General features: G+C 60.6%; 9 protein-coding genes and 3 pseudogenes. 7 read left to right on the top strand and 5 right to left on the bottom strand.

The window, feature by feature from the left end:
• Nucleotides 1-42: 42 nt before the first annotated feature.
• Nucleotides 43-2,430 carry a TonB-dependent receptor gene (locus AruPA_RS13360; protein WP_265637214.1) on the bottom strand — a complete coding sequence of 796 codons (2,388 nt, stop codon included), beginning with the start codon at nt 2,428-2,430 and terminating at the stop codon, nt 43-45.
• A 135-nt stretch (nt 2,431-2,565) separates the two neighbouring features.
• Here AruPA_RS13360 and AruPA_RS13355 point away from each other — a divergent pair, with 135 nt between their 5' ends.
• The 3 genes from AruPA_RS13355 (at nt 2,566) to AruPA_RS13345 (ending at nt 5,733) form a co-directional block, all read left to right on the top strand.
• Nucleotides 2,566-2,970 carry a helix-turn-helix domain-containing protein gene (locus AruPA_RS13355; RefSeq protein ID WP_265637213.1) on the top strand — a complete coding sequence of 135 codons (405 nt, stop codon included), beginning with the start codon at nt 2,566-2,568 and terminating at the stop codon, nt 2,968-2,970.
• A gap of 521 nt (nt 2,971-3,491) precedes the next feature.
• A complete protein-coding gene (locus AruPA_RS13350) occupies nt 3,492-3,677 on the top strand; it encodes a hypothetical protein (RefSeq protein ID WP_265637212.1) in 186 nt (61 codons plus the stop codon).
• On the top strand, nt 3,664-5,733 hold the full coding sequence (locus AruPA_RS13345) for a recombinase family protein (RefSeq protein ID WP_265637211.1): 2,070 nt from the start codon (nt 3,664-3,666) through the stop codon (nt 5,731-5,733). Before AruPA_RS13350 ends, AruPA_RS13345 begins: the two co-directional genes overlap by 14 nt.
• Before the next feature lie 84 nt (nt 5,734-5,817).
• On the opposite strand, the pseudogene AruPA_RS21815 reads toward AruPA_RS13345, so the two are convergent.
• Nucleotides 5,818-6,471, bottom strand: a pseudogene (locus AruPA_RS21815) (transposase); the annotation flags it as partial.
• Nucleotides 6,472-7,623: 1,152 nt separating this feature from the next.
• Here AruPA_RS21815 and AruPA_RS13330 point away from each other — a divergent pair.
• Both AruPA_RS13330 and AruPA_RS13325 read left to right on the top strand, forming a co-directional pair.
• Nucleotides 7,624-8,364 carry a transposase gene (locus AruPA_RS13330; RefSeq protein WP_265637208.1) on the top strand — a complete coding sequence of 247 codons (741 nt, stop codon included), beginning with the start codon at nt 7,624-7,626 and terminating at the stop codon, nt 8,362-8,364.
• Nucleotides 8,256-9,065, top strand: a complete 810-nt coding sequence (locus AruPA_RS13325; RefSeq protein ID WP_265637338.1) for a transposase — start codon at nt 8,256-8,258, stop codon at nt 9,063-9,065. The genes AruPA_RS13330 and AruPA_RS13325 overlap by 109 nt, the downstream gene beginning before the upstream one ends.
• Nucleotides 9,066-9,198: 133 nt before the next feature.
• Here the strand turns inward: AruPA_RS13325 and AruPA_RS13320 are convergent, their stop codons facing one another.
• Together AruPA_RS13320 and AruPA_RS13315 are read right to left on the bottom strand one after the other, a co-directional pair.
• Nucleotides 9,199-9,930 carry a cation transporter gene (locus AruPA_RS13320; RefSeq protein WP_265637207.1) on the bottom strand — a complete coding sequence of 244 codons (732 nt, stop codon included), beginning with the start codon at nt 9,928-9,930 and terminating at the stop codon, nt 9,199-9,201.
• A 1-nt stretch (nt 9,931) separates the two neighbouring features.
• Complete coding sequence (locus AruPA_RS13315; RefSeq protein WP_265637206.1) at nt 9,932-10,279, bottom strand: helix-turn-helix transcriptional regulator; 348 nt, start codon at nt 10,277-10,279, stop codon at nt 9,932-9,934.
• Between the two features lie 82 nt (nt 10,280-10,361).
• Here AruPA_RS13315 and AruPA_RS13310 point away from each other — a divergent pair, with 82 nt between their 5' ends.
• A complete protein-coding gene (locus tag AruPA_RS13310; protein ID WP_265637205.1) occupies nt 10,362-11,144 on the top strand; it encodes a cation diffusion facilitator family transporter in 783 nt (260 codons plus the stop codon).
• Here the strand turns inward: AruPA_RS13310 and AruPA_RS13305 are convergent.
• A pseudogene (locus AruPA_RS13305) lies at nt 11,064-11,627 on the bottom strand (ISAs1 family transposase); the annotation flags it as partial. The gene AruPA_RS13310 and the pseudogene AruPA_RS13305 sit on opposite strands and share 81 nt — an antisense overlap.
• 167 nt (nt 11,628-11,794) lie before the next feature.
• Here AruPA_RS13305 and AruPA_RS13300 point away from each other — a divergent pair.
• A pseudogene (locus tag AruPA_RS13300) lies at nt 11,795-12,319 on the top strand (IS5 family transposase); the annotation flags it as partial.
• Nucleotides 12,320-12,457: the final 138 nt, after the last annotated feature.

The raw sequence follows: 12,457 nt of genomic DNA, 5'->3' as shown, positions 1-12,457 counted from the left end.
CTTGAGGGACTCCCCGGCTGCCTTGGTTTCCGAGGCATATGATCAGAACTTCACCTTGAACCCACCATAGGCACCGACCGGTGCCACTGGGCTGTAGGCGCGCGGGTTCGTCAGGTTCGGTACCTGCGCGACGTACACATTACCGAGGGAGGAAAAGCCGCCATAGCTGTAGGCGGTGGCATTCAGGACATTTTCCAGGGTCGCGAACAATTCGAGTTTCGGGGTCAGGTGATACCGCGACGTGAGGTCGGTGATCATGTAGCCGGGCAGCGGCTTGTTCAGATTGGCGGCATCGCCGAACAGATAGCTCGATGTGACGGCGACGGCCGAGGCGCCGACACTCCATTGCGGGGTGATCCGGTAGCCCGCGCCGAACTTGATCTGGCTGGCCGGAATGCCGGGGAAATGATCGCCAGGCACGATGGTGAGGGTGCCGCTGGCATTCGCCGCCGGATTGCCGCCGCCGGATTCGACGAAGGCGGTCTGATAGACCGCACGGGTGAAACTATAATCGAAATAGGCCCGCCACGGACCGCTGGTATAATGCAGCCCGAAATCGATACCGGTGCGCAGCACGTTACCGATATTGTTGAAATAGGCGCGTCCGATGGTCGGTGCGTTGATGAAGCCGATGTCGTCGTTGAGGACCGTATGATAATAATCGGCTTGATAAGTCAGCGTGCCGTGCGCACCGGTCAGCGCCGCACCTCTGACGCCGGCCTCCCAGGTGCGGGCGGTGACCTGCTTGAGGTTGGGGTCGTTGACAAAAAAATTGGCGAGGCTGCACGCATTCTGTGGCCCGGCGCAGGAAAGCTCGGCGGGCGTCGGGTTGCGGTTGGCCTCGGAATAGCCGCCATACAGGGTCACCAGCGGGGTGAGTTGATATGCCGCGCCGATCGCCGGGTTCAGGTGGCTGTAGAAATGCTGGCCGGTCAGGCCGGCATTGCCGCCCTGGTCGAACGCGTTGAGGTTGGCGGCATTGATCCGTGCCGAGGCGGTGATCGATAGTTTCTTGGTGGCATCGAACGTATCGGAGCCATAGACGCCCTCATAGGCACTCTGGAACGCGGCGCGCACCGGGATGTTGATGCCCGGTTCGTCGATCACGATACCCGGCCCATAATAGGCGCGGGTGAGCGGAGTGATGCCACCGAGCAGTCCGTTGGCGTCGAATTCGGTCTGTGAGCCGTCGAAACTGACGCCGGCGACCAGGTGGTTGTGATGACCGGCGATCGGCGTGGTGTTGGTCCATTGCAGCGAGCCGCCATAGCCGTTGGTGTTGGTGCTCTCCTGGTCGAGCTCGGAATAGAAATTGCTGTTCAGGAAGTTGGGAATCGGCACCAGGCCGCGCGTGGTGCTGAGCACGCCGGGGCTGGTGCACAGATAGGGCGAGCCGGAAAAGCACGGCAAGTCGTTAGGGCCGTTCCCGTTGGAGACTTTCTGGAGAAAATAATCGTAGTAGATCACCGCCTGGATGGCGTTGGTCCGGTTGATCCGGTCGCTGAAATCGGTGGCGAACTTGGCGTAGTGATTGCCCAGAAAGTTGGGTGAGGTGTATTGCGCGTTGGGTCCCACGGCGAGCAGTTGCACCGGGGTGGTGCCGGGGCCGTTCAGCGCCGAGCGTGCCAGGGTGAGGCTCATATTCAGTTGCGCATGGGCGCCGCGCCAGCCGAGATTGCCGTAGAAATTCTGGATATTGCTCGACTGGTCCTGCCGCCAGCCGCCTTCATGGCGTTCCGAGGCGGCGAAATAGGCCGATATGTCCCCCTTCTGCACGCCATATTGCGCATCGAGTTCGGCGCGACCGAACGAACCGCCCAGGGCTTCGATCTCGCCGCCGTGATAGGAAAAACCATCCTTGAGCTGGACATCGACGGCACCGCCCAGCGCATTCAGACCGAACACCGGGTTCGCATCCTCGACCGTCAGGCGGCGGATCGCGGGCTCTGGCAGCAAATCCCAATTCACCGTGTCACCGAACGCCTCGTTGAAGCGCACGCCATCGACATAGACCGCAAGCCCCTGTGAGGTGCCCTGCAACGGCGAGATTTCGAATCCGTGATAGAACAGGCTGGGCTGGTAGGGATTGCCGGCGGCGTTATCGAGATTGACGCCGGTGGCGCTGCGTTGAAGGGCACGCAGGGCATCGGGCGCGCCGTTCTGCGAGATCTCGCGCTTGGAGATGATCTGCACCGCCTGCGCGGCCTTGGCGATGTTGATGCCGGAACTGCTCAGCGGCGAGGTCTGGACGATGATTTTCTTGATGTGAACTGCGTACGGCGATTCGGCCGAACTGGGCGCGATCGGCATGATGATCGGTGGTGCCGAGACAGTAGTCACAGACTGCGCATAGGCTGGCAGGCAGACAGCGCCGAGCTTCACGGTAAGCCAGCCTGCTCTATAGCCGGCTTGGCGCAAGTTTGTCGTCATTAGGCGTTTCCTCAGTTTCTTCATAGTAGTCTTGACCGCGCCGCGCCGCCTGAGCGAACGGATTAATCCGTTGTTGCTCTCACCCGCTAGACGTCTAAGCCTTGATGCACTTTATAGTTGCTGTAAGGTCAAGCCATGGAAGCTCTCTTAACCGTTGGCGCCTTGGCGCGGCTGACTGGCGCAACCCGCCAGACTATCCGCTGGTATGAACAAATCGGCTTGCTGCCAGCGCCTAACCGCAGTGCTGACAATTATCGCCTTTATGGTGACGATCATCTGGCAAGGCTTCGTTTCATCCGACGCTGCCGCGATTTGGGGTTCAGCCTCGAAGTTGTGCGGAATTTAGCGGATCTCGCAGCAAAAGATGGGGAGGATTGCGCCGATGTTGCGACAATTGCAAATGTCCGCCTAATCGAACTCGACAATAGAATTGCCACTCTGATGGCGCTGCGACAAGATCTCGCTGCTGTTATTAATGACTGCGCCGGAGGCCGAGTGAGCTGTTGCCGAATACTGTCGTCATTTTCACCTCAGCAGTAACCGTTCACACCCCCCTGTCAGATCGCTACCTGGGCAGGGATGGTGGGCAGCAGATTGTTAGAGCGAGCGGCGGTGATGAGGGCGTAGGCATAGGCCCATGGATCCGTGCGGCGCTTGCGGCAGGTGTCAATGACGCTGAGCGCAGCCGCATAGAACCGGCTTCCTTCATCGGATCGCGTGCCGAAGCTGATGCGCCTGGAGATCGCAATCGCAGGGTCATTCTACCCATGTCGGGCAGCTCGTAGAGTTTCATTACCGGTGGCACCCCTATTATGGTGGGCGATTCCGGCATGAGGGGCACGAAGAGCGAGCCAATGGGACGATCGTCCGGGTCGAGATCAAGCTCGGCGAGGTCATCCAGGTTCCGGCGTGGATGCTGGACCGAGTGCTTTGCGCGAATATGGAGATGGGCGAACCGCTGGTAGCAGTTTCGGGTCTTTTAGAGCTTCACAGGCTGCTGACCCAGTTCGGTTTCAGGCAAACTACCATGGATGGACTCGATTCCATCCAGGAGGCGCACGATGAAAGCCCTACGACTACCTTTGAAGCAGATGATGCAGCCCCGTCAGTTGAGCATGTCGCTCGACATGCCCGAGCTGCGGGGACTAAGCCTGACGGAGCGGGGTTTCGCGGTCGCCCGACTAGCGACGCTCCTGATGGCGGCCGCCGGCGTCGTAACCGAGGAGACCAGCGATGACGAGCAGTGAACTGCTGCCGGTCGCGGTGCTGAAGCGCAAAGCCGTGGTGTATGTTCGCCAATCGACCCAGGCGCAGGTCCAAAACAACCTCGAAAGCAAGCGGAGGCAATATGAACTCGTCGACGTAGCTCGTCGCTGGGGGTTCAGCGACGTTGAAGTAATCGACGATGATCTTGGTCGAACCGCAAGCGGTACGATGGAGCGCCCGGGTTTTGAGCGATTGGTAGGTGATTTGTGCACCGGCAAGTTCGGGGCAGTCATCTGCTGCGACGCGTCCAGGCTTTCTCGCAACGGCCGGGACTGGCACCATCTTCTGGAGCTGTGCGGGCTGGTCGAGGCCCGCGTCATCGACCTTGACGGCGTGTACGACCCCTGCAGACCCAACGATCGCCTGTTGTTGGGCATGAAGGGTAGTATCAGCGAGTTCGAACTGGGCATTTTGCGGAGCCGTATGCTCGACGCTGCCCGCGCCAAGGCCGGACGTGGCGAATTGCGGTTGAGCGTTCCGATCGGCTACGTCTGGCACCGGGATTATGGCTTGGGGCTCGACCCTGACCTTCGGGTCCAGGAGGCGATCCGTCTCATTTTTACTCGCTTCCGCGAGCTTGGCAGTGCGCGTCGGGTGCTGATCTCGCTGACTGCGGAACATTTCGATTTTCCGCGCCCGTCCGACGGGCGCCAGACTGTCTCGTTCGATTGGGTGCCAGTCCGCTATCGCAACGTCATTTCGATCCTCAAGAACCCGTTCTACGCGGGTGTTTACGTCTATGGTAAAAGCGAGAAGCGAACAGAGATTGTTGATGGCCGGGCTCGCAAGAGTTACGGCCACAGCAAGCCTTTCGGGAAATGGGATGTGCTGCTGAAGGATCACCATGCAGGCTATATTGAGTGGGACGAGTTCGAGAAGAACCAGGCGCACATCGCCGTCAATGCTTTCGGGCAGAAGGGCGGCGTCAAATCGGGCCGCGGTGGGCGGGCGTTGCTTGCGGGCCTTCTCACGTGTGGGCGGTGCGGACGGCGATTGGGCGTCGTCTATTCTGGGCGAACACCAGGACATCCTTACTATCGCTGTGAACGCATCAACCAGATGTTGGCTAAACCGCGATGCATGACCTTCGGCGCCTCCCGCATCGATCCAGCCATTGGCCGCGAGATAATGAGGGCGGTCACACCAATGGCGATCGAGGCCGCCATGGAAGCTGAGCGGATGCATAAAAATAACTGCGACGAGCGACGCCGCATGGTCGATCTCGACCTGCAACAGGCTCGCTACGAAGCATCTCTTGCCGAGCGTCGCTACGCCGCCTGCGACCCCGACAACAGGCTGATTGCCGCGCAACTTGAGAAGAGCTGGGAAGGAGCCCTCAGGCGGGTGGCCGACTGCGAGGCACGTCTGGTCGAAGCGCGACAACTCAACCTCGCTGCACCGGTTCCTGATTTTGTCGGCATCGCAGCCGACCTCGAAGCCGCATGGCGGGCGCCCAAGGTCGACATGCGCTGTCGTCAGCAACTGCTGCGTGCGCTCATCACTGACATCATCGCTGACGTCGACGAAGCACAGCGCGAGGTTATTCTGACCATCCACTGGAAAGGCGGTCAGCACTCGCAGCTGCGTGTCCGTAGACCCAAACCCGGAGAGCACGGTCAAAGCACTCCGGAAGCCGCTCTCGCCGTTATGCGATCTATGGCCACCCGATGGTCCGACGCCGACATTGCCGCCACTCTCAACCGCATGGGTATGCAAACCGGGCATGGTAAAACGTGGACGGCACGCCGCGTCGGGTCGTTGCGCACCGTCCACAAAATCCAAGGCTATCGGTCTGCCGAGAAAAGCGGGGAATGGCTTACACTGACCGAAGCGGCGAAGAAGCTCGGGGTCTCCCCACATCGTATTCGTCGGCTGATCAAGGCAGGCGTCCTCCCTACCGAACAGGTCATGCCCGATGCTCCGCATCAAATCAGGGCAGCCGATCTGGAAAGCGCACAGGTAACAAGCTTCCCGCGTGACAGGGGCCCGTGTCGCATCAAGGACGATGGGCAAATGTCGCTGTTTTCCGCCATTTGAAGATGAGGTGCAGTATGAATCGGTCGTGACCGCGTGGCGGAGCGCGCGTTCGGCATCATTGTTGGTGGGCGGCAGGTCCGGATCGGCGACGAAGGCGATCACGGCGTCCCAGTCATTGAGGATTTCGCCGGCCAGCCCGCGCACCTTGGTATCGACCTCATGGCGGTTACATTGACAGTTCCATTTGATACCCGCGATCAGTCGCTTGATGGCTGCGGGGTCATCCCCGTCATGCACGCGCTCGATCAAGCGGCGTAGATCGCGCACCAGATCGCGGCCGAAGCCCGATCCCGCGCCGTAATGCCCCACTGCCAGCGCGCGGGCCTTGCGGATCAAGTGCGCCGGGCAACGCTGGCGGCGCGGATGATCGCGATAGGCGCCATACCCGTCGGTGACCAGCCAACCCAGGAAGGCATCGCCGACCAGTGCTGCGAGTTCGCAATGCTTGCGGCTGCCGATCCGATAGACGATGGTGGTCGCCGTCACTGCAACCCAGAGCCACAATAGGGTTGCCTTCTGATACCACGGCGTTTCGTCGAGATGCACAATTTCGGCCGCACGCACCTCTTCGATCAGTTGCTCGACCACGGGTTCGCTTGCCAGACCGAATTCGTGGATGCAGCGTTCGATGGTGGCAACACCGAGCTCAACGCCCAGCCAATCAACCAGGAATTCGGCGATCTTGACGCGCGAGAGCCGGAAACGCAGCGACAGCGCCGCAATGAACGTGGCGAGCATCGGGCCGACAAGGCATCGTTCGCTCATCTGCAGATCGCGCCGTCGCCCCTCGACGTGCGAGCACAGTCCGCTCGCAGGACGTGCGATCGTCTCGTGACCGTAGTCGCAGCGTATCGCCAGATAGGAATGTTTTGTAGCTGCGACATGAAGGTTCATATCGCCGCGGGTGAGCTCAAAGTTCAGATGGGCGCTGACGTGGCGGCTTTGCGCGACAGTGGATCCAAAGACTGCATGGCATGCGTCGCACGCCTTCGGTGCGTGCAGGACTTCACCGCTGACCATAATCGGCAACCGGCGCCAGAACCCTTTCGTTCCAGGTCGTTTGCCAGCCGGCTTTGGTCCAGGGTTACCCCTGGACGTGTTGCCGCCCGGCGCAGAACCACCCCCACCGGCGTCATCGTCCCGGTCGGACTGGTCTGCACTTTGCTCGCGCTTGCCGTCACGCCGGTAGGGATTATCGCTGGAAGGCGGACGGGAACTGGTTGTTGAATCTTTGCCGGCACGGTTTGCCAGAGTTCGCGCCAATTCGTGCAAATCCCAGGTCAGTTCTTCAAGCTCGGCGCGCGACATCGCGGACAAATCAGTCCGTTTGATGTCTTTCAGGCCGGGGATTCTCTGACGCAGCATCAGAATCCTGGAATCCGATTCGGATAGAAACGCAAGCCCCTATTGCGCCGTCCTATCGATCACCCGCTAACGCGCTGTTCCAGGCAAGACAGGGGGGTGTGAACGGTTACCCTCAGCAGTAGCTGAGCTCGACTTTCCGCATTTTTGGGCGGCTGATGCTATCGGATAGCCCAAAATATATCTTCTGAAGCGATGAACTGTAGGGCGTCTTCGAGGGGGAGCGTGGTTCGGCCGAACGGTCCTGCGCTGGACCAACGTTCTTTCCATAGCGACCAATAGAGCACCTCGAGACGACCATCACGGCTGGTTAGCCGAAGTCGCGCCACCAGCGCGCCAGAGCCGGCGCGATAGAGCGTGTAGCCCCGGTTGCGGCGTTCGGCGTGTAGACGGCCGCGGCGACACTGAAAGCTTTCGATACGAGCGATGACGGGATCGGCCATTTGGGGCATGATAAGCACCTGCGGTCTGATGTAGCGGCCGTTCAAGACTCTTGCGACTCGGCTGGTTGTCGATTCTACACCTGTAATGGAATCGCATCATCCCGGCACCGCCGCGCCCGACCCACAGTTGGTTCCGCCGATCCTGGCGGCCTGGCTCTCCGTCTTTCGCTCCTGCTTTACCGCCCCGGTCTGGAACCGCGTTCTCGTTCTGGTGGCAGGTGCGGTGCTGGCGCCAGGCCAGCGAACCGTCACCCAGGTGCTGCGCGTGATGGGGCTCGCGGATGACCAACATTTCCGCCGCTACCACGAAGTTCTCAGCCGGGCACGATGGGATGCACGCGCCATAGCGCGCAGGCTGCTGCTTTATATCATCGAGCGGCTATTGCCCGCGGGTGAGGTGGTGATCGGCATCGACGATACCATCGAACGCCGCTGGGGCGCACAAATCAAGGCGCGCGGGATTTATCGTGATCCGGTGCGATCCTCCAAGGGGCACTTTGTCAAAACCAGCGGCCTGCGCTGGCTTTCTTTGATGGTGGCGGTGCCGATACCCTGGGCCGGCCGGACTTGGGCGCTACCGTTCCTGACCATCCTTGCGCCCTCCGCGCGGTGGAGCCAGACGCATGCCAAACGCCATAAGACGCTGACCACCTGGGCGAAGCTGGCAAAGGTTCCATTGGCGAAGCCATTGGAATGCCAGCGGAGGGGCGTCAGGCGATCCTGCAAACCAGACGCTGGCTGCCCGAACGCCGCATTGTTGTTGTCGCCGACAGCGGTTTTGCCGCACTCGACCTGCTGTCAGGTGTTCGGCGCCATGTCTGTATGATCACCCGGCTGCGGCTGGATGCCAATCTATTCCGGCCCGCACCCCGGCGCCGGCCGGCCCAGCGTGGCCGGCCCCCCATGAAGGGTGCTGCCTTACCCAAATTGGGTAAGGTGTTGAAGAGCAAAAAGACTACCTGGACCAGTCTGGTTGTGTCCCAATGGTATAATGCCCAGCAGCGCACGCTGCTGGTCGCTACCGGCACCGCGGTTTGGTACCATGCCGGGCAGCCGCCGGTGCCGATCCGCTGGGTGCTGGTCCGCGACCCGTCCGGCGCCCATGAACCATCGGCTTTTCTCAGCACCGACCTGGACGCGACCCCAGCTGCGATCCTTGGCTGGTTCGTCTCACGCTGGCGGGTGGAGACCACTTTTCAAGAGGTTCGCACGCATCTTGGCGTCGAGACGCAGCGTCAGTGGTCCGATCTGGCGATCCTGCGCACCACGCCAGCATTGCTCGGCCTGTTCTCGCTGATCACCGTGTGGGCGGACGAATTGGCGCGCACAACGAACACTGCCGTGCGGCCAAACGCTGCCGCCTGGTACTGCAAACGCGAGCCGACATTCAGCGATGCCATTGCCGCCGTCCGTCGCGTATTGTGGGCACTGCCGAATTTATCCACGTCCCGGCAACCGGGCGAAACCATCACAATATCAACCAAGTTGGTAAATCGACTCTTCCAGACTCTATCTATGGCCGCTTAATTTGCGGAAAGTCGAGCTGAGGCGATGAGGTGATTGGCGACGCAAGGGCGTCGTGGCTGAATGGGTGATCGGTCTCCAGATCATTTACCCGTACAGACCTTGTAGAATTCCCAATGCCGGCAAAAGAGAATTTTTATCGCAATATACCAGAATCTTCCGTTGAGCAGGCCGTGCTTTCTTCGCCAGACCACGCCTCGCGTGCCTCGCGGACTACAAACCAAACGATGGCAAGAGACGTTACAGGATCGATCCACCAGGCACCGATCGTCAGGTCCGCGACAAGCCCGATCACCACCACGAGGGACAACCAGCCGCAGGTGATGCTTTCCACAGCGTCTGCCCGCATGGCGCGGCTACCCAATGACGTGGCAAGCGCGATCTTGCGACGAGCAAGCATGAACATGACCGGCATCGCGAGCAGGGCCACCACAAAGCCGGCGATCGAGAACGCCTCGCCATGATGCGTCCAGAATGACCACGCCACGCCACCAATGATGAACAATGCGAGGACATACAACAGAACCCCGCCGACCCGGCTGGCGCGGCGCTCGGCTGCTTCGAAGACAATCTGTCCGTGACGCAATTCGACGGTCAGGCGCCAGATCAGCACACCGGCCGACGCCAGTTCGATCAAGCTGTCGAAGCCGAATGCTGCCAGAGTTAGGCTGCCGGCATCCACCGCGGCGCCGATCGCAACCGTGCCCTCCACGACCATCCAGGCCACGGTCAACCACTCCAGGCGGAAAGCCCTACCGATCAAATCAGCGCGCTCGATCGACCCTTCAGGATTCACCGGCAGCGCGCCGCACCCGCCGACCACCGAAATGGGCGCGGCCGACTCGTTGCCGCAATACGTCTCCGCCATTTCAGGCAGCCACGTTTACATCAGCCGCATCGGTATCAATCGTCTCGGCCGGTTCAGCGACATGCGCCACCATGTCGGTGATAGTGCAGCGGACATGGTGATCGGCCAAAGTATAAAAAACCTGCTTGCCAAGCCGCTCGGCGCGAAGAATGCGGGCCGCACGCAACAGACGGAGATGGTGACTAACCAGCGAGGGCGACAGTCGCGTCAAGGTCGCGATATCGGACACGCAGATCGGGGCGCCGAGACAGGTCAGCACCACCCGTAACCGACTCGGATCGCCGAGCAGTCGAAACATGTCCGCCAGTTCGATTGCCTGGTCGTCCGTGATCGAGGGAGAAACAGACATCACAGAATATCTCATAGTTGAAGATCTGTTCATATGACGATACAGGATATCGAGCAAGTCACACCGACACGGAGACAACGGCATGTCCGCCCCCGATCATGGCGCCCATCATCACGGGGATCGGCACCCTGCCCATGAGGGGCACGACGATGATGGCCGCGCCCATGGCCATGATCACGCGCACGGACCGGGGGGCCATCACCATGCCCCGGGTTCGTACGGCAGCGCTTTCGCGCTCGGCACCGCACTCAACGCTGGTTTCGTTGCATTGGGAATTTTCTTCGGAATCGCCGTTCATTCGGCAGCACTACTGGCCGATGCCGTGCATAACCTCGGTGACGTTTTCGGTCTTCTGATCGCCTGGGGCTCGGTTTTGCTTGCGCGGCGGCGGCCGACCGCGTTGCGAACCTACGGTTGGGGCCGTGGGACCATCATGGCGGCTCCGATCAATGCGGTCGTGCTGCTCCTGGGGTGTGGTGCCATCACGATCGAGGCGTTGCGCCGGTTCGCAGCACCGCAACCGATCGGAGGCATCACCATCATGTGGGTCGCGGCGACCGGCATCGTGATCAACGGGATGACAGCGCTCATGTTCATGAGCGGTCGCAAGGGCGATCTGAACGTCAGGGCGGCGTTTATGCACATGGCTTCCGATGCGGTGGTGTCAGTTGGCGTGGTCGTTGCAGGGCTGCTCATTACGCTCACCCACCTGCGCTGGATCGACCCTGCGACCAGCCTGGTTCTCGTCGCGGTGATTGTGATCGGCACCCAGGGCAATCGCATTTCAAAACATGCCGAGCAATCTGGAGAGGTATTCGTTATCCCATCCGGCGCGCTGGAATTTTCCGCGCATGGAGTCTTTTGAGCCGTCCTTCTGCAGGACGTTGAGTGCCATGTGGCGCAGAATGGCGAGGTTGTTCGGCCCATGTCCCTTCCTGGTCCGGTCGTGATCCTCGTTCATTACGACATCGAGTCGCCAATGCAGTGCGTTCTCGACCCCCCAATGAGCGCGGGCAACTTCGTTGAAGCGCTCTGCCGACAAAGCGGTGCTCAGCAGATAATACGCCGTTTCGGTGCTGGTTTTGGTGCCGATTTCGCGTACGCGGACCACCTTGCCGATGGCAGCGAGGCCGGGCCAGTGGTGATCGGCCTGCAACCAGCCGATATCTGTCGACAGTGTGGCCGTGCGGGTTTCGATGCGTCCGTGATCGGCATCGATGGTCTGCGCACTTGCTGTCGTCTTGTATGCCGGATCATCGAGAAACGTGCGGACGTCATCATGCAACGTAACCTGGTTGCCCTTGAGTGCCATAACATAGTCCCCGCCTTGATCGACGATTTGCTGAGAGGCTGACCCGGAACGTATCCGAAAGGACAATTTGTTCTTATTCAGTAAGTTGCCGGAGTTATGGTGGAACTGCTGGTCTGGCTTACGGCCGCAGTTGCAGGTTGGGGTTGCGTGATTTCAGCGGTTGCGATTCCCTCGTGTTTGCGACGACAACGAGGAGTGACATCATGACCTGGACTGAAATCACGCGGCTGAAATATGAGCGCAACGGGCTGCGCTATGCAAGCGACACCGCCGACGCTGAGTGGGCGGTGATCGAACCCCATCTACCGCCGCCAGCGCGTTACGGGCGGACGCGCAAGACCAAGCTGCGGGATGTCGTCGATGCTATTTTTTACATCGCTCAAACCGGCTGCCAGTGGCGCCTTCTGCCCAAGGATTTCCCCCCCTACACGACGGTGCAGCGGTATTTCTACGCATGGCGGGACACTGGACTGTGGCAGACCATCAATCATGTTCTGCTAATGGCCCTCCGCGAGGCCGCCGGGCGCGCGGCCAGCCCGACCGCCGGCGTGATCGACAGTCAGTCCGTCAAAACGACCGAATCCGGGGGGCCGCGTGGCTATGACGCCGGCAAGAAGGTCAAGGGACGCAAGCGGCATATCCTCACCGACACCGTCGGTCTGCCGGTTGGGATGATCGTCCACACCGCGGATGTTCAGGATCGCGACGGTGCGCCGGCCCTGCTGGAATGCAGGGCTATCGCATTTGGGTTGAACTGAATGCGGCGAGCAGTTTGGTCAGGAAGGCATCGTTCCAACCGGCCTTTTTGAGTTTGCCTTTCATCGATCCTTTGGAGCCTTCGAGCTTGGCGAGATTGAGGGCCAGGC

The organism is Acidiphilium sp. PA (assembly GCF_026191915.1).
Lineage (GTDB): Bacteria > Pseudomonadota > Alphaproteobacteria > Acetobacterales > Acetobacteraceae > Acidiphilium.
Note: the sequence above shows the minus strand (reverse complement) of the source record. Positions and strands in the feature narration are given on the sequence as shown.

Bases quoted from the DNA above. Each gene is read 5' to 3' on its own strand.
- AruPA_RS13360 (WP_265637214.1), bottom strand. From the start codon at position 2,430: ATGACGACAAACTTGCGCCAAGCCGGCTATAGAGCAGGCTGGCTTACC.
- AruPA_RS13355 (WP_265637213.1), top strand. From the start codon at position 2,566: ATGGAAGCTCTCTTAACCGTTGGCGCCTTGGCGCGGCTGACTGGCGCA.
- AruPA_RS13350 (WP_265637212.1), top strand. From the start codon at position 3,492: ATGAAAGCCCTACGACTACCTTTGAAGCAGATGATGCAGCCCCGTCAG.
- AruPA_RS13345 (WP_265637211.1), top strand. From the start codon at position 3,664: ATGACGAGCAGTGAACTGCTGCCGGTCGCGGTGCTGAAGCGCAAAGCC.
- AruPA_RS13330 (WP_265637208.1), top strand. From the start codon at position 7,624: ATGGAATCGCATCATCCCGGCACCGCCGCGCCCGACCCACAGTTGGTT.
- AruPA_RS13320 (WP_265637207.1), bottom strand. From the start codon at position 9,930: ATGGCGGAGACGTATTGCGGCAACGAGTCGGCCGCGCCCATTTCGGTG.
- AruPA_RS13315 (WP_265637206.1), bottom strand. From the start codon at position 10,279: ATGTCTGTTTCTCCCTCGATCACGGACGACCAGGCAATCGAACTGGCG.
- AruPA_RS13310 (WP_265637205.1), top strand. From the start codon at position 10,362: ATGTCCGCCCCCGATCATGGCGCCCATCATCACGGGGATCGGCACCCT.